We start from the raw sequence: 24,024 nt of genomic DNA, 5'->3' as shown, positions 1-24,024 counted from the left end.
AGGGAAAAACCGCGGATCGAGAGGCTCTGCCTCTCGGCGCTCGCTCACCTTATGAAGGAGTCCGACGCTACGATGCCAGGTGCCGCCGGGCCGCTTGGCAGAGTCAGAGTGTTCCTGTGAGGATAGCCCACGAAGATCGCCTTCGGGATATTGGCCTGTACCGAGAGCATCATATTGCAAGCCTCGTTTATCACGAAGTCCACGGCCATGCTCGCCACCGCGTAGGCTGTCTGTCTATCCAAGCCGTAGTTCCAGACGATGAAGTTCACGGCGTTCACGACGGCCTTCTTGAGAGCCGCGTCTAAGTCGGTGTCAAAGCCGAAGACGATCCACTTATCGACGGTTGACATCATGGGCTGGGTCAACTTGATGTCCTTCCGCACGTCGATTTTCATGACGATCCAGGCCGCTCCCTCGAGAGCCGAGGTCGTCACCTCGCCATAGCCCTGAGCTACGTGGAAGTCGCCGATCTTGAGGAGAGCCCCGCGTACCCATACAGGTATGTACTCGATCGTCCCAATGGTCCTGTCCGGCGTATCTATGTTGCCTCCGTGCTTTCCAGGGGCGACCCCGCTGTAGTGGCCCGGCTCGGGCAGCGCGACCCCCACCACGCCTGGATGCGGCCTGAAGGGTATGACGACGCCCGGGGCCACTTCGGATTTCTTGCCGTAGATGTCAAGGAAGTACCACCATATGCTGCCGTTACCGGCTAACTCGGGGACCGTTGGAGCGCCGGGCAACATCTCCTGGAACCCGTAGGGTTTAATGTAGAAGTCCAAGTAACGTATTTCGAGGACGTCTCCGGGCTCTGCTCCTCTAACGTATATTGGGCCCGTCAAAGTGTGATGGCCCTCTTCTTTGTTGGGGCCTCCCGGCCAAGCGTACGTGTAGTTGAGCGTCTTGGCCTTCGCCTCAGCGTGCCACTTCAGGATCTGCTCTATAGTCACGCCCGGTATGTTCTGGTCGAGGTGGTGATAGCACGTCTCGACGATCACTATGTCGCCCGGATTCACGTATAGGACCGGGGGCTCGGCGTTGTCGAAGAAAGACGCCGTGGCCGTGACTCCCGGCACGCACGGCAGTATGTGAACTCTGCCTGTCGCGTCCCACCTCTCTTCGGGAAGCCCATAGATCCCGAGAGGCGTCGGAGCCGACGAAGCGGGAGCCGCGACGAGCGCCAAAAGGAGGAGGAGAGTAGCGGCTGGGATTGCCGAGTAGAAAAGCGGCTGACGCATCACAATCACATGATAAAACCTTATCTTCATATATAAAAAATTATCTTCTCCGAGGTCTTGGCTCTCATTCCATCACAACGACGTCGTGAGAGCGGTGGGGCCTCGGTGGGACCGTCTCGCTTGACCCCTTGGAGTGAGAAAGAGTCTACCGTCGGAGCTGCGATACGGACCGTAGGAGCGCCCCACTCGGCCGTTAATCCGCAAATAATAGAGGCCTAGCGTTGGTCACACGCACTCAATCACCGTGAGCAACGACCGGCCACCACGAGAAGAACTCGTGGGAAGCTAAATGCATCTGGTGATCGGGCCGACGTTACGTGAGCTCTCCACCTCAGCACGATCGAGGTCCTGTCTCCACTCGAGGTCCTGAGCGCGCAGACTCGCGACCTTCGCTAGCTCTTCTCTAAGCAACATCTAAGCAGTAGGACCCCCTCCTCTCCGGCTCTCGCGCTTCTCTCCAGCGGGATCCTCCCATGCTTCCAATCAGCCCGGTGCTCGTGATTATCCGAGGATCGCCACGACCTCGGGTCTCTCAGTCTTGAGACCCGAGGGTCCCCCTGCAGGTGCAGATCTGCGGCGGGTAGTGCGCGAAGCCCTAGCTCGAGGTTGAGAATCTCGAGCACGTAGCCGCGCCTAGCTCCATGCGACAGAAGAGCGATGAGAGAGAAGAACGGGGCTGAGTCCGGTACTATCCTTAGAAGCTCCCTCGAGAGTTGAGAGCCCAGGGGCTCTCGAGCTCTTCTCGGATCTCATCCGAAGAGGGCGGCTAGGCCCGAGGCCAGCTCCTCTTCGCTCAGCTCCTTCTTCTCCTCCTCGGCCTCCTTCTCCTTCTCCTCCTCGACCGAGGCCTTGGCCTGGACCGCCGGCGCCGGGGCCGGGGCCGCGGGGGCAGCGGCAGGCGTTATGGCCGCGCTTCTCAACACCTCGTCTATGTTGATCTCACTGAGAGCAGCCACTGTGGCCTTCAACCTTACCTCGTCTACCTTGAGCCCAGCCGCCTCGAGCACCCTGCGCAAGTTTTCCTCGGTGATGCTCTTTCCCGCTCCGTGTAGCAGCAGCGAGGCATAGATGTACTCGAGACCCAAGTCTCACCACCACGCTCCTCACGAGCTCGTAGCAACATGTGTTCTTCGAGGGTAATTTAAGCTGTGCTGGGTCGCTCTCCGCCGCTCACTTCGAGCTCCGCTAGCGGCGGAGAGGCTCCAATGCGCAGGCACAAGATTTGAGAGCCGGGGCCCCAGAATAGGGATCGAGAGCGTCTAGCGTGAGCAGGTTAGCCTCCCAATGCCACGGGATCGAGACCAAGCCCTCGGCCACGCAGTAGCACGTTCTGACCGAGACCTCGAGCTTTCCTCTCCTGGTCCTCAAGATGGCTGGCTCACCGTTCTTCAGACCGAGGGCTTGAGCCGTCGCGGGGTTCACTAGGACCTCGATGATGCTTGGGCGCTGGACCGACCTCCCCGTTCTCCCCGTCATTGTATCGGTGTTGTAGACGGCGGCGAGCCTATACGTAGTCAGCAAGAGGGGGAACTCCTCGTCGGGGACTTCGGGCGGAGTCACGTAGTCGAAGAGTAAGGCTCTGAACTTCCCGCTTGGAGTCATGAAGCGCTCCTCGTGGAGCCTCTCAGTGCCTCGGTGATCGGGGGAGGGGCAGGGCCAGTGCACGCCCGCTGGGCTGTTCTTCAGCCTCTCGGGCGTCGCACCAGCATAGGCCGGAACGAGCGCATTTATCTCCGCGAGCACATCCTCCGGGCTCGAGTAGGGGAAGCGATGTCCGAGCCCGAGTTGTTCGGCCAGCGACGTCGTAATCCATAGGTCAGGTCTGGCCTCGCCCGGCGGCTCCGCGGACCTGAAGCTCCACTGTATCCGCCTCTCACCGCTCGTCGCGCTGCCCTCTTTCTCGAGCGGGCTCGCGGCCGGTAGAACTATATCGGCTAGCTGCGCCGTCTCCGTGAGAAAGAGGTCCTGAACTACGAGGAGCTCAAGCTTCTCCAGGGCTCTCCTCACTCTCGCGGAGTTCGCGAGGCTCACAGCAGGATTCGAGCCAGCCACCAGCAGAGCCACTAAGCTCCCTCGATCCGCCTCCATTATCATGCACTGCATTCTGAGCCCGACCTCGCTCGGCAGATCGTCGGTGCCCCACGCTCTCGCGAACTTGACCCTTTCGCGCTCGTCTTCCACGCTCGCGTAGCCAGGCAGGAACTCGGGCATGGCGCCCATGTCGCACGCCCCCTGGACGTTGCTCTGGCCCCTGAGACCGCCGACGCAGGTCCCTCTCTTCCCATACCACCCGAGGAGGGCGGCAAGCGTAGCGAGAGACGCCGCGCACGCGAAGCCGTTAAAGTGTTGGGTGACCCCCATCGACCAGAGCAGCGAGCCTTTCTCAGCGTCAGCTAAGAGGTGGGTTGCTTCGACTATCAGCTCGGGCGGTACACCGCAGATGCGGCTAGCGACTTCAGGGGTGTACTTCGAGACCATGGGCTCGAGGTCTTCTAATCCTTCGACTCTACTCTCGACGAAATCTCCATCATATAGCCCCTCTCGTAAGATCAGGCTTATCATTGAGTTCACTAACACGACGTCCGTCCCGGGTCTCACTTGGATGAAGAGGTCGGCGGAATTCGCCGTCGAGGTCTTAATGGGGTCGACCACCATCAGCTTCGCCCCTCTAGCCCTCGCCTTGGCCAAATAGTGCGATACCAAGACCGGGTAGGTCTCCACGGGATTCGTGCCCCACAAAACGATCAAGTCCGACTCTATCAGGTCCTCGAAGGAGCAAGTTAGAGCTCCCGCGCCGGTCGTCGCCCTCATGGCCAAGACCGTGGGGGCGTGGCAGAGCCTGGCGCAGTTGTCTACGTTGTTCGTGCCTAGGAGCCTCGCCAGCTTCTGGATCGCATAGATCTCCTCATTGAAGAGCTTCGCTCCCACGATGAATCCCAAGCTTTCGGGCCCGCGAGTTCTCGCGATCTCGCGCAGCCCCTCCGCGACCCTCTTGATGGCGTCTCTCCAGCTCAGCTCTCTGAAGCCGCTTTCCCTCCTCTCGAGCGGTCTCAGCAGCCTATCTCGAGAGGAGATGAACGATAGGTCTCGAGCTTTGCCGCAGATGGCTCCGTTGTGAGGACCTTCCCCCGGGAGACCCAAGATGATGCTAGCTCCATTGACCCGCTTCGCTCTCACTCGACAACCGATGCCGCAATAGGGGCAGAGGCTCGAGCGAGCTTCGAGCACACGAGGTGCACCGCCTGAGCTTGCTAATCAACCGCGCTCTAAAAAGCGGTTGCAACTCGAGTGAAACGAAGCCGGTCATTTGAGGAATATTTATCATGCTCTTGCCGGGCCGCCGACGTCACCTGAGCCGCTCAAGCACGTAATCGGCCATCGACGCGAAAATGAGCCGCCCGTCCGACCGCGAGTCGTTGCGGGGGCCCTCGGGCAGCTGCCACGAGTAGAGGGCTCTCTCCGGATGCGGCATGAGCCCCATAACGTTGCCGCGTTCGTTGCACAAACCGGCTAAGTCCATCATCGACCCATTCGGGTTGTATGGGTACTCGCCCGCCGCCGGGCTGCCGTCGGGCTTCGCGTACCTAAGGAGGGTCCTGGGGCGAGAGACTAGATCGCGTAGAGCCTCTGGCGGCGCAATGAATCTCCCCTCGGCGTGAGCCACAGGCATTCGCAGCAGAGCTCCCTCCGGCACGAGCCTGGTGAAAGCGCAGAGCTCCGGTCTCTCTACTATGAGCCTAACCCATCTGGCTTCGAACCTGGCCGTGACGTTGGGGGCCAGAGCCATCGAGACCCCGCCGAATCGCCCGGAGTCGGGCAAGAGCCCGGCTTCGACGAGAGCCTGGAACCCATTACATATCCCGAGCACTGGGGCTCCCGAGCTCACGTAGTCCCTGAGCTCGTCTCCCAGGTGCGCTTCGAGAAGCTTGCCCAATATCGCTCCGGCTCTCACTCTATCGCCATAAGAGAAGCCTCCGGGTATGATCAAGCCAGCGTAGTCCTCGAGCCTCTTTCTTCCGCGAATTAACAAGCTTACGTGAACCACCTCGGCCTCTAGGCCTACGTCTCTAACCGCCCTCGCCGTTTCCTCATCGCAGTTCGTTCCCGGAGCTCTCAGCACTAGTATTTTAACGCTCAACGGACCATCAGACCTCTTCTCCACGCTTCTCTGAGCTCGCTCACTCCCAAGTCGACGACCACCTCGTCCGGGCGCCTCAATCCGTAGACCACGAGCCTCCCGTCGCCTCTCACCTCACCGATTTTGGCGAACGCGCAACCCATGCTCGACATCAGCTCCTCGAACTCGCGCGCTCGGCTCCTCTCGACCTCGACCAAGAATCTGCCGTTGCTCTCGGAGAAGAGAGCGTGATCGTCGCGGTCGACCCCAACGCGCGGGAGAGAGCTGAGCTCCAGCACCACGCCGAGACCTCGCGCTAAGGTCATCTCTGCGATCGCTACCCCCAGACCTCCCTCCGATATATCGTGGGCCGCTAGGACGTGCCCGAGGTCTATGGCCCTCGTCAGAGCTCTCATAGTTTTCCTCGACTCGTCCGGGTACACCTTTGGAACCGAGGCTCCGACTATGCCTCGAAGCCTGTAGTACTCTGATCCGCCGAGCTCTCTCCTCGTGAGGCCCAATACGTAGATGGGATCGCCGGCCCTCTTCAATGAGACCGAGACGGTCTTCTTGGCGTCCGGGATCACGCCGATCGCGGTTATCAAGAGCGTGGGGAGTACCGGACCGAGCGGCGACTCGTTGTAGAGGCTGTCCTTGCCCGAGATGAAGGGAGTCCCAAAAGTCTTGGCGAAGTGATAGCAAGCCTCCACGGCTCTCAGGAGCGCCCCCATCCTATCCGGCTTCTCCGGATTACCCCAAACGAAGTTGTCGAGGATCGCTATCCTCCTGCCTCCCACCGCTACGTTATTCCTCAAAGCCTCCTCGATGCTTGAAGCCGCCATCCAATAGGGGTCTATTTTGGAGTAGGAGGGCTTGAGCCCGACCGAGATCACGACGCCAGCCCAGCTGTCGTCGAGCGGCTTTAGTACCACGGCATCGTTGGGACCGCCAAGCTCGCCGTCTAACGGCTTGAGCAGCGTGTTGCCCTGAACCTCGTGATCGTACGTTCTGATGATCTCTTCTCTGCTGGCCACGTTCGGAGACGCTAGGAGCCGGAGAAGCTCCGAGCTCAGGTCGCTCGGCTCGGGCAGCTCGGGCTCCTCGAGGCTCGGGGGCCTCCACGACGCGACCCTCACCGCTCTCGGGGGATTGAGAAGGAACTCTACGTCCAAGTCGGCTACGGTCTCTCCGTAATAGTAGACGCGCAGCGACCGCCCGCTCGTGAGACGACCGATCACCGAGGCCTCGAGCTCTTCCTCCTCGACGATGTCCAGCACTCTCTCGACATTTTCTCGAGGAACGGTCAGGAGCATCCTCTCTTGCGACTCTGAGACCCAGATCTCCCACGGTGCGAGGGGCTCGCGCAGATGAACCTCCCCGAGCTCCACCTCGGCCCCAGTCCCCGCTCTACCGGCTACTTCTGCAACGGCTACGGCCAGACCTCCTCCTCCTAAATCCGTGATGCCGGTGCCGAGGCCCTCATCTCGTATCCTGAGGATGGCCCTCTTGAGCTTCTCTTCTTCTATGGGATCCGGTATCTGGACCGCCGACCTGTGGGCCTCGGCCTCATTGCTGAGCTCGTCCGAAGCGAAGGTCGCGCCTCCTATGCCGTCCCTTCCCGTCCTATTGCCGAGGAGCAAGAGGTATTCTCCGGCTTTCGCGGCCCACTTGTAAGCGTTCTTCGGCAACACGCCTACGCAGCCAGCGTAAACGACCACGTTCCCAACGTAGCCCTCATCGAAGTAGACTGCTCCGGCGACCGTTGGGATGCCCACGTTGTTGCCGTAGTATCCTATCCCCGAGACTACGCCTCGGAAGAGATACCTGGGGTGCTTGACGCCGAGAGGGAGCCTCTCGTGTGGGTAGTCGAGAGGACCGAAGCACAATACGTCGATTAGCGCCACGGGCTTAGCCCACACGGCCAAGACGTCTCTTATGACTCCACCAACCCCGGTAGCAGCTCCACCGAATGGGTCAACCGCCGACGGGTGATTGTGCGTCTCGACCTTGACGGCGAGGGCGTAGCCGTCGACGAATTCTATTATCCCCGCATTGTCCTTGAGAAACGAGAGGACCCAAGGGGCTCCTATTTCCTCCGTGGCTCTCGCTATGTAGCTCTTGAGCATATCCTCGGCGACTACTCTCCCGCTCTCGTCGACGATCACTCCCCGGAAGGTCTTGTGTCTGCAGTGCTCCGACCACGTCTGGGCCAGAGTGTGCAGCTCAACGTCCGTTGGGTCCCTGCCGCGCTCCGCGAAGTACCTACTCACGGCGCGCAGCTCGTCGAGCGAGAGCTTCAAGCCCAGCTTCTCGTTTATCTCTCGGAGCCTCTCGTCAGAGGCTCCGACGAGCTTTATCGTCTCGACCAATCGGGAGCTGCGAGCGCTCCTCACTCCCTCCGCTCCTCCAGAACTACCGAGTACGTGTCCTTGACGGGATTCGCCAAGAGCCTCCTACACATCTCGTCGAGGACCTTCAACGCCCCTTCCTCGCTCTCGGCCTCGACCTCTATTGAGTAGACTTTTCCAACCCTGGCGTCGGAGACCTTATAGCCAAGGCTCCTGAGCGCCTCGATCACAGTCCTGCCCTCCGCGTCGACGAGGTCCCTCTTGAGCCAAACCTCGACTCTAGCTCTGTAGCGCGGCACAGACTACCCCTCGTAGATGACGGCCCTCTCGGCGAAGTGCGCAACCTCCTCAGCGATGCGTCTAGCCTCGGCGAGATCCTCGTGGAAGGCCACCGCGAGTCCCATCCTCCTGCCCGGGTAGGCGGTGGGCTTACCGAAGTACCATAGGTCGGCCGAGTATCCCCGGCTCATCGCGAAGGCCTTAACGGCTGAGGGTCTCCACGAGAGCACGCGAGCCCCTTCTCTAACTGCTTGAGGGGCCAGCACCACGTGAGCTACGGCGAAGCCTCGGGGCAGAGAGAGCGAGAGGTCCGCGCTTCCTATCGGGAGGCCCATCGACGCCAACAGGTGAAGCGCGCCTTCGTCTCTCGACATTGCCCACTTCGTCACCATCCCCGTGTCGTGAGGTCTATTGGCGAACTCGCTGTTGTATACCCGACCTCTTATCGCGAACTGCTCCACGGCATATATTCCGAGGCCCCCGAAGAAGTCTGCTATCTTCTTAGCGAACTGCCTGCAGCTCTCGCGAACGGAGCTCTGTAGAGTGGGGGGGAGCCAGCTCTCGTGATACGTGGCGCCTGGCCTCTGATGCTCTACGGGCGGCAGCTCGCTGCTAACCACGCTCCCCTTCTCGTCGAAGTGCCTCAGCACGAGCTGGGTTACCTCGAGCCCCTCGGTTTTGAGCTCTTCGAGGTACTCTTCCACCACCACCTCGTCTCCTCGCCCTCTCGCGTGTCTCAGGGCGTACTCGTAGGCTCTCTCCAGGTCCGCGCTCGTCTTGACTATCGTGGTCCCGTGTCCGCTGGAAGTCATAACAGGCTTCACGATGACCGGGAGACCTAGTTCCTTCGCGGCTCTTCTCAGCTCCTCTTCGTTACTCGCGTATCTCCACTCGACCATTGGTATCTTCAATTTCTCCATTAAGAGCTTCGTGGCCACTCGGTCCATGCCAACGAGAGGAGCGTAGGGGGTAGAGACGATGTTGTAACCCTCCTCTATCCCCATTCTGGCCACGGTAGCGGTATCGATCCTCTCTATCTCGAGGCATATCGCGTGCTTTCTTTCGCGAGGCCTCGGCACGTACTTCTTTATGGCTCTCCTCAGCTCGGCCCCGTTGAGTAGGTCTAGGACCTCGCTGTAGTCCGAGGAGTCCTGAGCGGGGAAGCCTTCGTACCTGTCCATGGTGACGGTGAGTACGCCTCCCCTGGCGCCTCCGAGGATGGTCCTCGCCGCCGTCACCATGAGGTCTCCCAGCTCTCCTCCGCCCAGAGAAATGAAAACGAACGGGTCGGTCGGTCTCAGTTCCTCGAGCGGCTCTAGTCTCTCCTCGAGCTCTCGGCCGAACGCCTCGGCCTCCTCGAGCAGTCTGAGCCTCTTCTCCAAGGGGTCCACGATCTTCTCACCCCCGCTCCGCGAGGGCCTCCTTCATCATCTCGATCGACGGGTCGACTTTGCCTACCTTGGGGATCCAATCCACTCTCCTGCCCAAGAGCCCTCGTTTTTCTCTGTACTTGTAGAGAGCCCTCGCTCTCTCGGCCAACCTCGTTCTCCTCGCGACCATCTCCTCAGAGCCTATGTCTCTCCTATAGAAGAGGCCCCATCCGTCGAGAAGCTTCACCGCACCCGTTTCGAGGCACTCGTCGAGGAGTCTGGAGGCCTCCTGCGGCGTAGCAGCGGAGGCCAGAAGCTCTACGGCCCTGGAGCCTCCGGTCATCATCGAGCCATCGTCGAACAGGTGAACCGAGCCCCAGTACACGCGACAGCCTCTGCTTCTGAGCTCCTCTTCATTGACTGCTATCGGGTGGCCTCGCGCTATCTCCTTGAAGTCGGGATAGCCCTTCGGCGCCACAGCTTTGACCACCGTGGCCTCCTCGGAGAACTCGAGCTTTAGGGAAGCTAGCCTCCCGTCCACTATCGCCTCGAGGAGGTCGAGAAAATCTGTCTCCATAGTGACGAGCACGTTGAGGGCCTCGGGGTCTCCCAGCCTCGAGTACATCTCTATTAACGTCGGCCCCTCGATCTCCGTCAACATCATCTGACCTGCCACGAAGCCCTTGTAGAGCTCGCCTGTCTCCCTCTGGATCGCCTCGACCATTCTCCTAACGATCTCGAGGCTTCTCTCGTACTCCTCAATCGTTATGAAGGGGAGCAGCATACCTCGGCCCGTGTAGGAGCCCATACCTCCAGTCTCGGGCCCGATGTCGAAGTCGTGAGCGTGTTTATTGTCTTGGACGAGCGGCATCCCGAGAACGGTCCTGCCGTCCGTCGCGCACTGGAGCGTGTACTCGGGCCCCCAGACCTTCTCCTCGACTAGTATTTTCTCCTCGATGTCCCCGTAGAGCTCCACGTACTTCTCTAGCCACTCGACATGTCTCCTCTTGAAGTCTCTCTTCTCTTCTCTCAAGTAGACCTGAGAGTCCTCGATCACCTTCACCCCTCTGCCCCCGGCCTGCCTCGCCGGCTTCAGAGCGACGTTCTGAAGCCACGTCGGGTCGTCCGCTCTCCTCGAGAGATCGGCCAGGGCCTCCTCGTAGCTCTTGTAGACTTTGAAGAGAAGCCTGCCCGGTATGCCGTGCCTCCACTGAATCCTCCGCATCTCCGCCTTCGACATCTCGAGAACAGCGAGTCTCCTCTTTGCTCCAACGCAGGGAATCCCCAATTTCTCGACTTCGTCCGGGATGCCGTGGAAGTTCGGCTCCTCTGGGCCCACAACTACGAGATCGACGCTCCACTCGGCCGCGAGATCAGCTACTCTTCTCGCGTCGTTCGTGTTGACGAGCGCGTAGCGACCCCCGGTCCTCTCGACGAGCCTGAATATGCCGGGGTTCCTAAGGTCCCCTGCCCAGAATATCTTGGGCTCCCTCGCGCTTCTCGCCAGGGCTTCCGCTATCGCGTGCTCCCTGGCTCCCGATCCCACTCCCATGACCTTCAACGCGCTTCACCTGCGCGCCAACAAAGCATACAGAGGCGATGCGTTGGGAGGCCCGCAGACTCGGCCAGCCCCTCCTCGGATATGAATGCTAAGCTGTCCGCACCCACGACCTCCGCTATTTCGCTCGGCGAGAGCGACCTCGCTATGAGCTCGTCTGGTTCGGTCGATCCGGGGTCGTATGGGCACGGGCTCCTGAGAGGCGGGCTGCCTATCCTCACGTGCACTCTCCTGGCTCCTCTGCGCTTGAGGTTCCAGACCGTATTCCTCAGCGTAGTGCCTCGGACCACGCTATCGTCTATGAGCACCACGTCTCGTCCCTCCACGGCGCATCTTATGGGGTTCAGCTTGAGTTGAACCCCTATCAGCCTCTCGAGAGCAGACGGCTTGAGGGCGGTCCTCAGCCTCCTGCCTGTCGTCACGAAGCCCAGGCTGGCCGGCGTGCCCGACGCCTTCGCGTAGCCCAGCGCGAATGGCGTCGCCGTCTCGGGAACGCCGATGACGACGTCGGCCTCGGCCGGCGCCTCGCGCGCTAGCCTTGCGCCTATCTTCTCCCTCACCGCGTATACGTCGATGCCGTCTACCACTGAGTCGTGTCTAGCCAGGTAAACTAGCTCGAAGCTGCATAGAGAGGGCGGATCACTCCCCCTAGGCCTCGCGCGCGCTCTCTCTATGCTGTATGGGTCGAGTTTAAGCACCTCGCCCGGTTTCACGGAGCCTGCGTGTTCCATGCCGAGCACGTCCAGCGCGCAGCTCTCCGACGCGACGGCTCCTATATCGAAGCCGAGCGAGCCGACCTCGAGGGGCTTGATCCCCCTCGGGTCTCTGCCGGCCAACATGATCTGTTCCGCCGTTATGGCCACGAAGGAGTACCCCCCTCTCGCTCTCTCTATCACGTTGACGGAGGCCCTGAGAGGGTCCCCTACTCTGCTCATCTCATCGCTCAGCACCTCGGCGAACGCTCTCCAGTCTCTCTCGCCGTCGAGCTCGGGACAGCCGTCTCCGGCCACGACGAGCTCGATAGGCGAGCTCGACGAGGCCAGCGAGTCTCGGGGGAGCGGCGAGACTCTACCGAGAGCAATGAAACCATCTAGGCCGCCCAGGTCATCGAGCTCGAAGGCCTCCTCGGCTGGGCCCGTCGCCTCGAGCACCCTCATTCCGCCTCTTCCTAGAACAGCTAGGCTCGCGGTCTCCTGCCCGCGATGCTGCAGAGCCATGAGGCCATAATAGACGAATCTCGCGATCTTCCAGTTCTCGCGACCCAAGCCGAAGGGATACAAGGCGATTATCCCGGGCACGAAGTCTCACGCTCCGTGGCTCTCCAAAATCCTTACCCTCCTAGTTCTGGAGCTCGTTAGCTCGATCCTCCTCGAGGCCTCTTCGCGGGCCTCGTCGGCGAGCCTCTGAGCGCGAGGAGTCGGGTAAATGCCCGTGACGCACGCCATACAGAGGGAGTTCGAGCCCACGGCCCTGACGTAGTCCTCAGGCTCTTGGTAGCAAACGGAATCGGCTCCGATCAGCCTGGCCACTTCCTCGGGTCCCCTCTCGAAGCCCGCCAGCTCCTCGTATGTAGCCATATCGATACCGTAGAAGCAGGGATGCGAGATCTTCGGGAAGGTGCTGAAGACGTGCACCTCCCTAGCCCCAGCCCTCTTGAGGCGCTCCACGAGCAAGCGCGTGGTCTCGCCGCGAACTATGCTATCGTCGATTAGCGCTATTCTGGCCCCGGCGACCTTGTCTCTGAGCACGTTGTACTTCATCTCTAGGATCCTCCTCCTGGTCGCCTCATCGAGTATGAAGGCCCTCTGCTTCACGTACCTGTGCCTCACGATGACCGGCTCGATGGGCTTGCCCGAGGCCGAGGCCAGCCCTAGAGCCGCGTCGACGGCCGTCTCGGGGACGGGCGCGATTATATCTATCCTGTTCATTACCTCTCGAAATCTCTCGGCCAGAATTGCCCCGAGCTCTCTCCTGATTTCGTAAACGTAGCGGCACCCCGGCAGGAGTCTCGAGTCGGGGCGCGCGAAGTACGCGAACTCGAAAGCGCAGAGCCTCTCCTCTCCGGGGGCGAACCTGAGCCTACTCGTCTCCTCGCCATCGAATGAGACTAGCTCGCCCGGGCCCACGTGGGTCCACGAGGAGACCTCGAGATCCTCCAAAGCGGCGCTCTCCGAAGACGCGAGGAACATTCTCCTCTCATCGATGGAGCCCACCGCGAGCGGCTTCAAGCCGCGAGGGTCCCTGAAGGCTAGCAGCGAGCCATCGCTCAGCGCGCACACGACAGAGTAGGCCCCGTCCACTCTCTCAGCTAGTAGCGCGAGAGCCTCGACCACGTCGCCTGTCTCGATTATCCCATCGAGGATCTCTCTAGCTAAGACGTCGGCATCCGCGAAGAGCCCGGTCTCGGAGCCTCTCGACCTCTGCTTCTCGGCGAGCTCTCGCGCGTTTACGAGATTGCCGTTGTAGGCTAAGGCTAGCCTCAGTCCGTTTCTCTCCACCAAGACGGGCTGGGCTCCGAGGAGGAGTTCGTCGGGCGAGTCTCCGCCGGAGGTGGCATACCTGACGTGACCGAGCGCGAGGCTCCCCGAGAGGCCGCGCGTGCCGACTAACTCTTCCAGATCCGTCTCGGATACGAGGCCGGCTCTCTTCAGGCCTCTGAAGACTCCGCCGTCGTAGGCCAAAATCCCGTAGGACTGCTGCCCGCGATGATTCAATACGATGAGCATCCTATACACGTAAGGCAGAACATCTTCCCCGATCGAGCTCGCTGCTCCAGCCACGCCGCAGCTCTCGGTTGGCTTCCTCATAGCTCTAGCTCCTCCAGGGATCTCAGCCCCAGGCTCTCTATCGATGACTTCCCCGCGAGCACCTCATAGGCCCCTCGGGCTCGCAAAGCCACCTGCCTGACGATCTCTCCGGGTAGGCGAGGCGGAGAGCCCTCTCCTCGATAGCCCCGCCTCTGCAGGTATGCCCTTAAGAACTCCTTGTCGAGGCAAAACGACTCCTGCCTTCTGCCAGGCTCGTAGTGCTTGGCAGACCAGAGCCTGGCCGAGTCGTGAGTGGGCGGCTCGTCTATTTGGATGATGCCCTCGCGCGTCCTGCCGAACTCCAGTTTCACGTCCGCCACTATGATGCCTCTCTTCTCGGCCTCTTTAGAGTAGAACTCGTACAGCCTGAGGCTGGCCTCCTCGAGCTCGGCCCACTCGTCGCGCTTCACGAGGCCGAGCGATATAGCCTGCTCCTTCGTTATCTCGACGTCGTGACCCACGTCACTCTTCGTAGTGGGAGTCAGCACGGGCTCCGGCAGCTTCTCGGCGAGCCTCAGCCCCGACGGCAGCTCCACGCCGGAGAAAATCCTCTCCCCTTTCTCGTAGGCTCTCCACATAGAACCGTAGATGTAGCCTCTGACTATCCACTCGATGTCTACTCTCTGAGCTCTGCTGACCAACAGAGTTCTATCGTCGACGAGCTCGATGAAATGGTTCGGGAAAACGCTCGCAGACTTCTCGAACCAGAGAGCCGAGAGCTTGGCGAGGAACGCCCCCTTCAGAGGCACGAGATCTTCTAAGACCACATCGAACGCCGAGACTCTATCGGTGAAGAATATGAGGAGCTCCCCGTTGCGCGAGTAGACCTCCTTAACTTTCCCCCTCCTCAGCCTAGACCCGCGAACCAGCTCGAGAGTGCCTCGGACGGCCTCGACGACCGAGCCCTCCTCGAATGGATTGGGGAGGATCTCTGTGATCGCGTCGAACAACCGCAAGAGGGGGGGCCTCTGAGCTCGCGCTCTCGCTAAGACCTCTTTTTAGCTTAGAGCGCCTCTTTTTCGGGAGATCCGAGGGGATCCTCAGAAAGGATCTGCGTCGAGAAAACTTCGCCCTCCAAAAGTTAATTGGCGAGCTGCCCGGGCTCGAAATCCCCCGAGGTCAGCCAACGGTCCTCGAATAGTGCAGCCTCGAGCTCTCCGCGTATACGACGAGCTCGTTTACTCCAGGCTCCCCCTCGACGACTCGTCCTATCACCGCGGCCTCGACATCGTACTTCTCCGACGCACTTATGATCTCCTCCTCGGCCCCCTTCTCCGCTATGACGACAATGCCGATCCCCATATTGAAGACCTCGTACATCTCCCTTAGGTCTATCCGGCCCTCGCGCCTTATCAGCTCGAAGATGGGGTCGGGCCTCGGAGGAGAGTCCACGACGTATCTCACGCCTCTGCCTAGGCGTGTGAGCTTGGTGAGGCCCCCACCCGTCACGTGAACTATCCCTCTCACTGACTCCGCGGCCCTGACCAGGACCTCACCGATGATCGGCGCGAATATCCTCGTTGGAGAGAGCAGCGCCTCTCCCACCGTCGAGCCGAGCTCATCGATATAGTCGTCGAGCTCGTACCTCCCGCGATAAGTGAGCTCGGCCGCTTTCTCTTCTCTCGTCTCCGGGTAACGCTCCGAGTACTTCTTGCTCAGTAGAACGTGTCGGGCCAGCGTCAGTCCGTTGCACATTATGCCGCTGTTCTCTCTCTCCTCGTACTTCGCTCTGCCGCCGCTTCTAAGCCCCACGAGCACGTCGCCCTCGCGCACGTTCCCTCTCACCGCCCTCTCCAAGTTGATCTCGCCGAGCACCACCCCCACCAGATCGAGGGTCCTCAATTGATCTGGAAGATCAGCCGTCTCTCCGCCGGCTAGCTCCAGCGGCACCCCGTGAGTGGAGAGGAGAGAGAGAGCTCTATCGAGCCCCCGCGCGAGAGCCCTCAGGAGAAGCTGCTTATCGATTCTGTGAGTGTTCACCGCTACGTAGTCGGCGAAGAGCAGAGGCCTCGCCCCCACGGCGATTACGTCGTCCACGTTCATCGCCACGACGTCCTGCATTAATCCATCGAAGCACTCGCCTCCCCCCTCCTCCTTATAGCACAGATAAGCTATGACGGGCTTGCTCCCGGCCCCGTCCACGTGGAGGACCAAACCGTCGCCGCGCTGGGGGCACCTCATTATGTTGGCGAAGGCTCCGGGCACCGCGCTCCTCAACAGACGAGAGAAGGCCTCCTCGACCCCCCTCTTCTGAGCGTCTACACCTAGCCTCTCGTAAAGACCCACGCCTCGCGTACCTCGCGAGCTCCTCGACTCAAAGGGGCTCTTTAAATGCCGCGCAGACCCATCGTCGGGTGGGGGTGATTCTTGCCTCCCCGAGTAGCGGTTGTCTTGGGGAGCGAGTCGGACCGCGAATTAGGAGACAAGATATGCTCGATCCTCGCGGAGCTAGGCATCGAGACGGAGTACGTTATCGTATCCGCTCACAGAGATCCCGACGAGCTCGAGAAGTACGTCGAATCGTCAGAGGTCGAGGTCTTCGTCTGCGTCGCTGGGCTCTCGGCGGCTCTGCCAGGTGCCATAGCGGCGAGGACTTTGAAACCCGTAGTGGGTGTGCCTAGGTCCGTCAAGCTGGGCGGTTTGGATTCCCTGCTCTCTATAGCTCAGATGCCGCCGGGCACTCCCGTCGCCTGCGTTGGGATCGACGCGGCAGAGAACGCTGCACTATTGGCGGTCAGGATTCTCGCCGTGAAGTACCCGGAGATCCGAGAGAGGCTCCGCGAGTACTACGAGAAGAAGATCAAGAGAGGGCTCAAGCGACTTGAGCTCCCCCGAGGAGCGGGAGGAGCTCCTCAGCCCTCAACCTCTAACTCGACGTCGAGAGCTCACCAATGAAAAGAATCAGTCGCCTACCCTGAAGAGCATCCTCTCGATGCTCTCGTCTCTGATTTTAGATCTCTCCTCCTCGGTCGGGAGGAGACTCAGCAGTTTTTCGGAGGCGTAACGCCGGCTGAGCTCCCGCACGATCTCGTCGAACACGGGGAGATCTTCTAGCCTGAGCCTCGGTATCCACCACTCGAGCCTCTTGATGTCTTCGAGAAGCTCCGGCCCGGGGTTCTGCAGCTCGGAGCGGATCGACGATAGCGTGGCCAGAGCTCTCCCCTTCCACGTCTCGAACGCTATGTTCACTCGAAGACACCTCGTTCTTCAGGAGGCATCGAGCGCTAATCTATCTATTCTTCGCGTTTCAGCTCTTCTTTTAAACTCGAGTCCGAAAAAGATGATGTTGGAGAGTAGCTGGGCTTTGATCCGTCGAGGCACGGGCGAGACGCCCAGGCTCAAGTATTTCCCAACCAGGACGAGCCTTCCGGGCATCTCGCCTAAGAGGGGGGTCACGCTGAGCCTCGTAGCGATCAACGCGGCCTTATACCTGATGACGTCTTCATCGAATTTCTTCCTGCGCTCCGCCGATCGATGGGTCTCCGAGCTCGGCTTCGTCCCCGCCGAGCTGGCGGTTCAACCCTCGAGCTTCTTAAAGATCTTCACAAGCATGTTCACCCACGCCGACGTCTTCCACATATTCTTCAACATGTACTTCCTGTACTTCTTCGGAAAGGCCCTAGAGGGGGTCCTCGGGTCGGGCAGATTCTTGACCCTCTACATGCTCAGCGGAGTCGCCGCCGCCGTAGCCCACACGGCCTTCGGCTTCGTGCAAGGCGTCTCGTCTCTCATCGTGCCAGCCGTAGGCGCCTCGGGGGCCATAAGCGGTGTCCTCGGAGCCTATCTGTTGCTGTTCCCGGGCACTCACCTCACGGCTTGCCTCTGGTTCTTCGTGCTCCCTCTCTGCTTCACGACGAGGGCCTCGTACTTCTTGCTCTTCTGGTTCGCCACGCAGGTGATCTACGGGTACGCGAGCCGCGGAGCGGCCGTAGCGTTCTTCGCTCACGCAGGGGGCTTCGTTGCGGGGATCGCTCTCCTGCCTCTCCTCCTGCGCGGAGAGAGGCTCGCCTCTTTGAAATACTATGTGGCGCTGAGAGAGGGGCTCTTCTCCTTCATTAGATTCTTCGGCCAGGCCAGGCCTTCGGGCCTCGGCAGAGGAGGGAGGCTCGCGTTAGCCATCCTCGTGGTCTCCATGATAGCGGGGCTGGCGTACGTCAACATCGCAGCGAGGCCGGGTCTCTCCGCCTCGCTCCTCGAGCTAAACATAGACGAGACGTTGAAGTCCTCGGGGAGGTTCCTGGTGACGTGGGTGAACGGATCCCCCGCTATAACGGGCTCGGAGCTCATGCCGGACGCCGCGAGGATCACGCTCAATAGGCTCTGGGGCTCGGGGCTGCTCTATAACCCCACGATGAAGGGGGGCTTGCTGGAGAAAGACTCGTTGACCACGACCGCTCGCGTGCTCGCTTGCCCCGGCTCCCCTCTCGAGGTCCCGGTGCAGTTCAGGGGGCTCGTAGCGGTCTACGACGAGAGGGGGCTCGCGAAGGAGGCGAGGGGTATCCTCGCGAGCGTCGTCGTCAACGTGACCTTTGGAACCGGGGGGGCCTGCTCAGCCAGCCCGGGCGAGCCTTTCGTGAGCTCCTTCGAAGTATCGTCTAGGGGGAGCGGCGACTTGGGGCTCCTCGCCGAATATTCCTCGATCGCTTCACTCATCATCGTTGCGGCCTCCCTATACGTGGCCGTGGCGCGCGACAAGCACTACGCCCTCGTCTCGTAGGAGTTTTTAGCGAGTCGAGCTGAGGAGCTCCGCGGTGAAGACGTTGGGGGAGAAGATCACCGTCAGAAAGATCTTGCGAAAGAAAGAGAGGGGAGAGAAGATCGTGATGACCACCGCCTACGATTACGTCTTCGCCAAACTGGTCGACGAAGCGGGAGTCGACATAATACTCGTAGGAGACTCGGCGGCCATGGTGGTTTGGGGTATGGACAATACTTTGGGCATCTCGATGCGCACGATGCTCGAGCACGTGAGGGCGGTCGCCAGGGCAAGGCCAATGGCGCTCGTAGTGGCCGACATGCCCTTCATGAGCTACGAGCTCGGCCCAACTCAAGCGGCGAGGAGCGCCGGAGCATTCGCGAGGGCCGGAGCCGAGGCGGTGAAGCTAGAGGGGGGCGAGGAATTTCGCGACGAGATAAGAGCCATCGTGAGAGCGGGGATCCCGGTCATGGGGCACGTGGGCTTGACTCCCCAGAGGTACCTGAGGCTTGGCGGCTACAGACTCATTGGAAAGAAGCTAGACGAGAGAGAGCAGGTGCTGCGAGATGCCGAGGCCGTTCAGGAGGCCGGCGCGTTCTCGGTGGTCTTGGAGTTCGTCGTCGCGGAGGTGGCTAGAGAGGTTACCGAGAGGTTGGCGATACCGACGATATGCATAGGCTCCGGTCCCTATTGCGATGGCCAAGTCCTCGTGCTCCACGACATAATCGGGCTCTCGGCATCTCCGCCGCCCTTCGCCAAAAAATACGCGGACATCTCAGCCTCGACGAGAGATGCTCTGAGGAGATTCGCCGAAGAGGTCAGAAGTCGCGTCTTCCCCGGGCGCGAGCACTACTTCACCGCGGCCGGTTCGACTTGATGAGCGTCAAATTAGCGAAGGGACTGCGCCGGCCGCCGCTCTGGCCATCCTCACGAGCTTATCTACGACGTCAGTAGCCCTCTCCCCGAATACCGTGAGCATGGGCTCTTTCCCGTAGTCGCCCACGTGGTAGATCACGTCGGGCCGCGCCCCCCTCAGCTTCTCCAACGCCACGCCCACGCCCCAGGGTATTGTGGCGCCCTCTCTGGCCTTGACCTCCTCCGGCTCCTCTCTCCTGTCGTAGCTGGAGACGTTCAGACCGAGCCACTGGGCCGCCTCGACGAGCTTCTCGCTGTATCTGACGTTGACCGCCGCCCTAACAACGGGGTGGCTCTTCTGAACCGCCAGGATCGCTCTGGCGAGGTGCCTCGAGGCGCCGAAAGTCGGAGGGCCTAGGGCTCTGAGAAGTCCCTCGGCCGCGACTATCCTTCCCGGGAAAGCCGCGACGTCCTCGGGTCCCCTCGCGTACTTACTCGGTAGAGACATGGCTACGTTTATTCCGACCTCCGGTACGAGACCCAGTGATATTATGAGGCTCGATGAGGCCGCCAAAGTCCCTAGAGCTCTCTGGAGATTCTCCAGGACCTCCCATCTGTGATAACCGAGCATTCTGGGAGCCTCGGGAGCCGGCACGCACCCATGCTCGCTCGGCTCGCAGTATCTCCACGCCTCCCAAGCCGCGGCCAGAGCTCGCTTGGCCGCGCTCCCAGGCTCCTCCCCGCGCGCGAGGAAGCACGAGGCTAGCGACGCTACCGTATTGGCGTAGGCTTGAGCATCGGGGCCCCTCCTCGAGACGAGGCTCTCTACGCTAACGGCCCTCTCTTTCTCCTTCCACGTCAAGAGGAGCTTGGATCCCTCGATCGATACCGCAAGAGAGGCCCTCGGCAGCAGCGCTCCCCAGAGGTCGACGCTCACGCCCGGCCCCAGCACGAGGAGCGCTCGGCTCGCCGAGATGAGCTCGGCCTCCTCGAGGCTTAGACCCGTCTCGTCCGTGAAGGACACTTTGAGTACGTCGTGCTCCGCGAGCGAGCTCAGCTGTTCTCTCAGCTTGGCGCGATTCAAGATGAGGGGGATTAAGTCGTAGGCGACGGCGGCTTTCACGTCCGCCTCAGCGCATCTGGCCGGGTCCGATGTGCACGAGAGCACAGCCAATCTAGCCAAGGCCTCTCCCCTTCCCCCGGTCTCCTCCTCTCTCCCCCGGCTAATTTTGTAGCGATCGCTGCTTTAATCTGGTTAAAGAAAAGTACATAATTCGGGGAAGATGAGAACCGAGGAGGGGTCGCGCGTGCCGGTCAAGTGGAGCGTGGAGCGTAAGATCGCCCTAGCTCTGATGCTGTCGGCCCTGGCCGTGGCGCTCGCACCGATAAACATACCGGTGGGTCCCACGAAAGCTTTCCCGTGGCAACACATGGTCAACGTGTTGGCCGGAGTGATCTTAGGACCCTGGTGGGCCACCGGCATGGCGATTCTCATAGGGACTGTCAGAATAGCCCTCGGTCTGGGCACGATCTTCGCTTACCCCGGCGGAATACCCGGGGCCCTCTTGGTGGGCTTGCTGGCGTTGTACCTAGAGAAGAGGGGCAAGCCGACGGAGTATGCAGCCTTCATCGAGCCCGTGGGCACGGCCGTCGTGGGCTTCCTGCTGGCTCTCTACGTCTTCGCCCCGCTCATTGGAAAATACGAGGCATGGATGGCCGCGTTGGTACCCATATGGTTGATATGGCTAGCGAGCACATCTATCGGGACGGTAGTAGGTTTTGCGGCCCTCAAGCTGCTCAAGACCGCGAAGCTCATTTAGACTGCTGATCATTGGCGAGACGGGCTCGGGCAAGACGGGGGTCACCGAGAGGATCCTAGGATCCCTCCTATCTTTTGTTGATCCCGGCCTGGTCACGGTGCTGGACTTCGCGCCGAATTATCGAGGAGTGGGGAGACCTCTCGCCGTGAGCGGAGTGGGCGGAGAGCGCGTCAGGCTCGTCAGGCCGCCCAGGATCTTCGCTCCGAGACTCGAGGGGAGAAGCTGCGAAGAGGTGTGGCTGTACGCGAGGCTCAACGCAGAGGCCACCTCGAGAGCCCTGTCGGAATATCTGTCGCGTCCCACGCCGGTGCTCTTCGTAAACGACCTGAGCGTGCATCTCCACGCCGGGGACGAGCGCCTCATGCTCGAGGCCCTAGAGAGGTCCTCCTTCTTCGTAGGGAACGCTTACTACGGCGAGAAGCTCAGAGACGCGTGCGGCCTGTGGGAGCGCGAGAGGAAATCCATCGAGAGGTTGGCCGAGGAGGTGGATTTGGTCTGGCGCTTGTGAGACTCAACGATGTATATTACAAGTACGACGAGAGCGGCCCTTGGGTTCTGCGCGGCGTGACGACGGAGGTGAGAAAAGGCAGAACTCTCGTGGTCGGGGCCACTGGGAGCGGGAAGTCCACCCTCCTGCGCGTGGCCTCGGGCCTCGCGCCCTCGGTTTACGGGGGCACGCTGCGAGGCAGAGTCGAGATAATGTCCAGGGTCATCGTGGTACCGCAGCTCTTCGAGGTCTTCATCTTAATGAGGACCCCGGAGGAGGAGCTGAGGTTCGTGGCGGAGAACGAGAGTTTACCGTGGGAAGAGGCTTCCGAGAAGATCGGGGAGATCGCCGAGAGGCTAGGCATCGAGAAGATCTTGAGAAGAAACGTGTCGAGGCTCTCGATGGGCGAGAAGCAGAGAGTGGCCATAGCCAGCGCCCTCCTCACGAGGGCGGAGCTTCTCATGCTCGATGAGCCTCTAGCCTACCTCGACCCGCGAGGGTGCATTGAGCTGATCGAGCTCCTGAGCGACCTCGAGGTCGAGGGCGTGGTAGTGGCCGACCACAGGCTCCACTACTTCGACGGCTGGTACGATAGAATCCTCGTGGTGATCGACGGGAGAGTCATCGAGGCTCGAGACCTACTAGAGGTCGGCGAGATCCTCGGCGATACGGTGTATCTCCCGATCCACGCTAAGCTGGGCTTCAGGAGGCTCGAGGACCTTGCGTCCCATCTTCGAGCTAGAGGATGTGTGGGTTCGCAATAGGCTGAGCGGCGTGACTCTGAAGATCTGGGGAGGGATCACGGCTCTCGTTGGTCGCAACGGCAGCGGCAAGACCACGCTGTTGAGGGTGCTCTCGGGAGCGCTGAGGCCCGATAGAGGTCGAGTCAGTAGGCCCGAGAGGATCGGCTCGTCTTGGCAGAACCCCTATTATTCGTTCTATAAGTCGACGGTGCTCGACGAGCTCAGCGAGGCTGTGGGCGGCCAGAGAGCTCGGAGCCTCCTAGAGGATCACGGGCTCTCGAGCCTGGCCCACCGATCGCCTTTCACGCTATCCGCCGGCCAGGCTAGGATCCTGTCCATTCTTCTGGCCATCTCGTGGGATCCCGACGCGGTCCTAATCGACGAGCCGACAACGGGGCTCGACGCGAGAGAGAGGAGGAAGGTTGCCAGGATGCTCCGCGAACTCGGTAAGCCCGTCGTCGTCGCGAGCCACGATGTGGACTTCGTTTTGGAGGTTGCGGACAGAGTGATCATCCTGCGCGAGGGCAAAGTGGTGCTCGAGGGAGAGGCCCTCGACGTAGTCTACAGCGGAGCGCTGTGGGAGGAGGGGTTCCCGAAGACGGACCTCGTCAAACTGGCCGAGAGCGTGGGAATGAGGCTGAGAAGCGTTGACGAGTGCCTCCGAGAAGGCTGAGGCGAGGCTCAATCCCTTCGCGTCGCTCGCGCTGGTTGCCTGGTTGCTCTTCGCGCTCGCGACGGGCAGGCTCGCTGAGGCGGGCCTCATCTCGCTAGCCGCGGCCCTATACACTAGAGCTCTCCGAAGGCTCTACCCGCTCTACGCGTGGGCCTCCGTTCCTTCACTCATCGTTGTGTGGGCCTTCATGGACTTGGAGACGGCTCTCGAGACGGCTTACAGAATACTCGTCCTAGTCGTGGGCACATCCTCTGCTCTCATCGCCGTCGACTTCTCAGGGCTAGCTCGACTGCTCAACAAGGCGGGCATCCCCCCATTGGTCGGATTCGCCCTTCCCGTGACGATCAGGCTATCGGAGTTCCTGCTTAGCTCGGTCTACGAGGCTTACGCCGCGATGAGAGGGAGAGGGGTGCGAGGGAAGGTCGCGATTGTCACCAAGGTCCCCCTACCCTTAGTGGTCTTCTCGTTCAACTCCTCGCTCTATTTGGCTGAGGCTCTGTACTTCAAGAGGCCCACGAGGAAGAGAGCTTGGTATGGGAAGATATCGTGGGGGCCAGCCGACGTCGTCTTCGTCTTCTTAGCGCTCCTCCACCCGCTGCTGCTCGTGTTCCTCAAGGGCCTTTAGTATGGCCTTCTTCATGGCCACGTAATCATAATTGAACTTGGAGGGGGGAAGCTCGACGAGCTTTGTCCCCTCGGGATTCTTCAGAGCGAGCACCACGAAGGGGCTCCTCTTCACCTTGAACTCCCCGAAAGCCTTCTTCGAGCCAGGGTCTCCGCAGTTGCTCTCGAAGTAAGTGCAAACCACGCGAGCGAAGTTGAGGGACCTCAATTCTCTGTCCTCGACCATGGCGTCCCACAGCACATCGAAGATCCTGCAGTACGGGCAGTTGACGTTGTCGAAGAATATCAAAGTGGGGCCGTCCGGCAGCTCGAGCCTCTCGGCTCGCTTCGGCACCCCGTTCTCGTAGAGGTAAACCCCCTCCGGCAGAGGCAAGAGCCGTCGCCCCCTCCGCTCGGGGATTCGCCGCTCTCT

The 24,024-nt window shown here is 60.9% G+C and carries 23 protein-coding genes; 8 read left to right on the top strand and 15 right to left on the bottom strand.

From position 1 onward, the window contains the following. Positions 1 to 44: 44 nt before the first annotated feature. The 12 genes from QXU97_05785 to QXU97_05730 all read right to left on the bottom strand — a co-directional run bounded on the left by QXU97_05785 (position 45) and on the right by QXU97_05730 (position 16,000). The gene (locus QXU97_05785; GenBank protein MEM4036098.1) at positions 45 to 1,265 is read right to left on the bottom strand and encodes an acetamidase/formamidase family protein; all 1,221 of its coding nucleotides are present in this window, start codon (positions 1,263 to 1,265) and stop codon (positions 45 to 47) included. Between the two features lie 719 nt (positions 1,266 to 1,984). Then, positions 1,985 to 2,320, bottom strand: coding sequence for a 50S ribosomal protein P1 (rpl12p, locus tag QXU97_05780; protein ID MEM4036097.1), 336 nt, complete (start codon positions 2,318 to 2,320; stop codon positions 1,985 to 1,987). Positions 2,321 to 2,420: 100 nt separating this feature from the next. After that, positions 2,421 to 4,463 carry a formate dehydrogenase subunit alpha gene (gene fdhF / locus QXU97_05775; GenBank protein ID MEM4036096.1) on the bottom strand — a complete coding sequence of 681 codons (2,043 nt, stop codon included), beginning with the start codon at positions 4,461 to 4,463 and terminating at the stop codon, positions 2,421 to 2,423. Between the two features lie 118 nt (positions 4,464 to 4,581). Then, positions 4,582 to 5,397, bottom strand: coding sequence for a phosphoribosylformylglycinamidine synthase I (gene purQ, locus QXU97_05770; GenBank protein MEM4036095.1), 816 nt, complete (start codon positions 5,395 to 5,397; stop codon positions 4,582 to 4,584). Continuing rightward, complete coding sequence (gene purL / locus QXU97_05765) at positions 5,370 to 7,745, bottom strand: phosphoribosylformylglycinamidine synthase subunit PurL (protein MEM4036094.1); 2,376 nt, start codon at positions 7,743 to 7,745, stop codon at positions 5,370 to 5,372. Before purL ends, purQ begins: the two co-directional genes overlap by 28 nt. Then, positions 7,742 to 7,999, bottom strand: coding sequence for a phosphoribosylformylglycinamidine synthase subunit PurS (gene purS / locus QXU97_05760; protein ID MEM4036093.1), 258 nt, complete (start codon positions 7,997 to 7,999; stop codon positions 7,742 to 7,744). The genes purL and purS overlap by 4 nt, the downstream gene beginning before the upstream one ends. A 3-nt stretch (positions 8,000 to 8,002) precedes the next feature. Then, complete coding sequence (locus QXU97_05755; protein MEM4036092.1) at positions 8,003 to 9,370, bottom strand: ATP-grasp domain-containing protein; 1,368 nt, start codon at positions 9,368 to 9,370, stop codon at positions 8,003 to 8,005. Between the two features lie 7 nt (positions 9,371 to 9,377). Continuing rightward, on the bottom strand, positions 9,378 to 10,901 hold the full coding sequence (gene purD / locus QXU97_05750; GenBank protein MEM4036091.1) for a phosphoribosylamine--glycine ligase: 1,524 nt from the start codon (positions 10,899 to 10,901) through the stop codon (positions 9,378 to 9,380). A gap of 5 nt (positions 10,902 to 10,906) precedes the next feature. Further along, entirely contained in the window at positions 10,907 to 12,205 is a 1,299-nt protein-coding gene (locus QXU97_05745; GenBank protein MEM4036090.1) for an amidophosphoribosyltransferase, read from the bottom strand. A gap of 6 nt (positions 12,206 to 12,211) precedes the next feature. Then, the gene (locus QXU97_05740) at positions 12,212 to 13,714 is read right to left on the bottom strand and encodes an amidophosphoribosyltransferase (protein MEM4036089.1); all 1,503 of its coding nucleotides are present in this window, start codon (positions 13,712 to 13,714) and stop codon (positions 12,212 to 12,214) included. Further along, positions 13,711 to 14,670: a phosphoribosylaminoimidazolesuccinocarboxamide synthase gene (locus tag QXU97_05735; protein MEM4036088.1), complete on the bottom strand. Its 960-nt coding sequence runs from the start codon at positions 14,668 to 14,670 to the stop codon at positions 13,711 to 13,713. The genes QXU97_05740 and QXU97_05735 overlap by 4 nt, the downstream gene beginning before the upstream one ends. A 163-nt stretch (positions 14,671 to 14,833) precedes the next feature. Continuing rightward, positions 14,834 to 16,000, bottom strand: coding sequence for an AIR synthase-related protein (locus QXU97_05730; GenBank protein MEM4036087.1), 1,167 nt, complete (start codon positions 15,998 to 16,000; stop codon positions 14,834 to 14,836). Between the two features lie 81 nt (positions 16,001 to 16,081). Here QXU97_05730 and purE point away from each other — a divergent pair, with 81 nt between their 5' ends. After that, positions 16,082 to 16,609: a 5-(carboxyamino)imidazole ribonucleotide mutase gene (purE, locus tag QXU97_05725; GenBank protein MEM4036086.1), complete on the top strand. Its 528-nt coding sequence runs from the start codon at positions 16,082 to 16,084 to the stop codon at positions 16,607 to 16,609. Between the two features lie 6 nt (positions 16,610 to 16,615). Here purE and QXU97_05720 read toward each other — a convergent pair whose 3' ends face one another. Next, positions 16,616 to 16,903: a hypothetical protein gene (locus QXU97_05720; protein MEM4036085.1), complete on the bottom strand. Its 288-nt coding sequence runs from the start codon at positions 16,901 to 16,903 to the stop codon at positions 16,616 to 16,618. A 91-nt stretch (positions 16,904 to 16,994) separates the two neighbouring features. Between QXU97_05720 and QXU97_05715 the strand changes: the two genes are divergently transcribed. Both QXU97_05715 and panB read left to right on the top strand, forming a co-directional pair. Then, positions 16,995 to 18,431, top strand: coding sequence for a rhomboid family intramembrane serine protease (locus QXU97_05715; protein ID MEM4036084.1), 1,437 nt, complete (start codon positions 16,995 to 16,997; stop codon positions 18,429 to 18,431). A gap of 34 nt (positions 18,432 to 18,465) precedes the next feature. Further along, positions 18,466 to 19,287, top strand: a complete 822-nt coding sequence (panB, locus tag QXU97_05710; GenBank protein MEM4036083.1) for a 3-methyl-2-oxobutanoate hydroxymethyltransferase — start codon at positions 18,466 to 18,468, stop codon at positions 19,285 to 19,287. A gap of 6 nt (positions 19,288 to 19,293) precedes the next feature. On the opposite strand, the gene QXU97_05705 is transcribed toward panB, so the two are convergent. Then, on the bottom strand, positions 19,294 to 20,448 hold the full coding sequence (locus QXU97_05705) for a thiamine-phosphate synthase family protein (protein ID MEM4036082.1): 1,155 nt from the start codon (positions 20,446 to 20,448) through the stop codon (positions 19,294 to 19,296). 124 nt (positions 20,449 to 20,572) lie between these two features. Here QXU97_05705 and thiW point away from each other — a divergent pair, with 124 nt between their 5' ends. The 5 genes from thiW to QXU97_05680 are packed head-to-tail and all read left to right on the top strand — an operon-like array spanning position 20,573 to position 23,613. Then, positions 20,573 to 21,085 (top strand): energy coupling factor transporter S component ThiW, encoded by a 513-nt coding sequence (thiW, locus tag QXU97_05700; protein ID MEM4036081.1) that lies wholly within the window; start codon positions 20,573 to 20,575, stop codon positions 21,083 to 21,085. Then, a complete protein-coding gene (locus tag QXU97_05695) occupies positions 21,045 to 21,593 on the top strand; it encodes a hypothetical protein (GenBank protein ID MEM4036080.1) in 549 nt (182 codons plus the stop codon). Before thiW ends, QXU97_05695 begins: the two co-directional genes overlap by 41 nt. Then, positions 21,590 to 22,336 carry an ABC transporter ATP-binding protein gene (locus QXU97_05690; GenBank protein ID MEM4036079.1) on the top strand — a complete coding sequence of 249 codons (747 nt, stop codon included), beginning with the start codon at positions 21,590 to 21,592 and terminating at the stop codon, positions 22,334 to 22,336. The genes QXU97_05695 and QXU97_05690 overlap by 4 nt, the downstream gene beginning before the upstream one ends. After that, the gene (locus QXU97_05685) at positions 22,293 to 22,988 is read left to right on the top strand and encodes an energy-coupling factor ABC transporter ATP-binding protein (GenBank protein MEM4036078.1); all 696 of its coding nucleotides are present in this window, start codon (positions 22,293 to 22,295) and stop codon (positions 22,986 to 22,988) included. The genes QXU97_05690 and QXU97_05685 overlap by 44 nt, the downstream gene beginning before the upstream one ends. Beyond that, the gene (locus tag QXU97_05680; protein MEM4036077.1) at positions 22,963 to 23,613 is read left to right on the top strand and encodes a hypothetical protein; all 651 of its coding nucleotides are present in this window, start codon (positions 22,963 to 22,965) and stop codon (positions 23,611 to 23,613) included. Before QXU97_05685 ends, QXU97_05680 begins: the two co-directional genes overlap by 26 nt. Here QXU97_05680 and QXU97_05675 read toward each other — a convergent pair. After that, positions 23,566 to 23,985 (bottom strand): hypothetical protein, encoded by a 420-nt coding sequence (locus QXU97_05675; protein ID MEM4036076.1) that lies wholly within the window; start codon positions 23,983 to 23,985, stop codon positions 23,566 to 23,568. The genes QXU97_05680 and QXU97_05675 overlap by 48 nt on opposite strands. Positions 23,986 to 24,024: the final 39 nt, after the last annotated feature.

It is taken from the genome of Fervidicoccaceae archaeon, from assembly GCA_038878695.1.
In the GTDB taxonomy this organism is placed as follows: Archaea; Thermoproteota; Thermoprotei_A; order Sulfolobales; family Fervidicoccaceae; genus JAVZVD01.
The sequence above is the reverse complement of the archived record's forward strand: the minus strand, read 5'-3'. Positions and strand labels throughout refer to the sequence as shown.

Coding starts and splice junctions, on each gene's coding strand:
- QXU97_05715 (MEM4036084.1), top strand. CDS start 16,995: ATGATGTTGGAGAGTAGCTGGGCTTTGATCCGTCGAGGCACGGGCGAG.
- QXU97_05740 (MEM4036089.1), bottom strand. CDS start 13,714: ATGAGGAAGCCAACCGAGAGCTGCGGCGTGGCTGGAGCAGCGAGCTCG.
- purD (MEM4036091.1), bottom strand. CDS start 10,901: ATGGGAGTGGGATCGGGAGCCAGGGAGCACGCGATAGCGGAAGCCCTG.
- QXU97_05785 (MEM4036098.1), bottom strand. CDS start 1,265: ATGAAGATAAGGTTTTATCATGTGATTGTGATGCGTCAGCCGCTTTTC.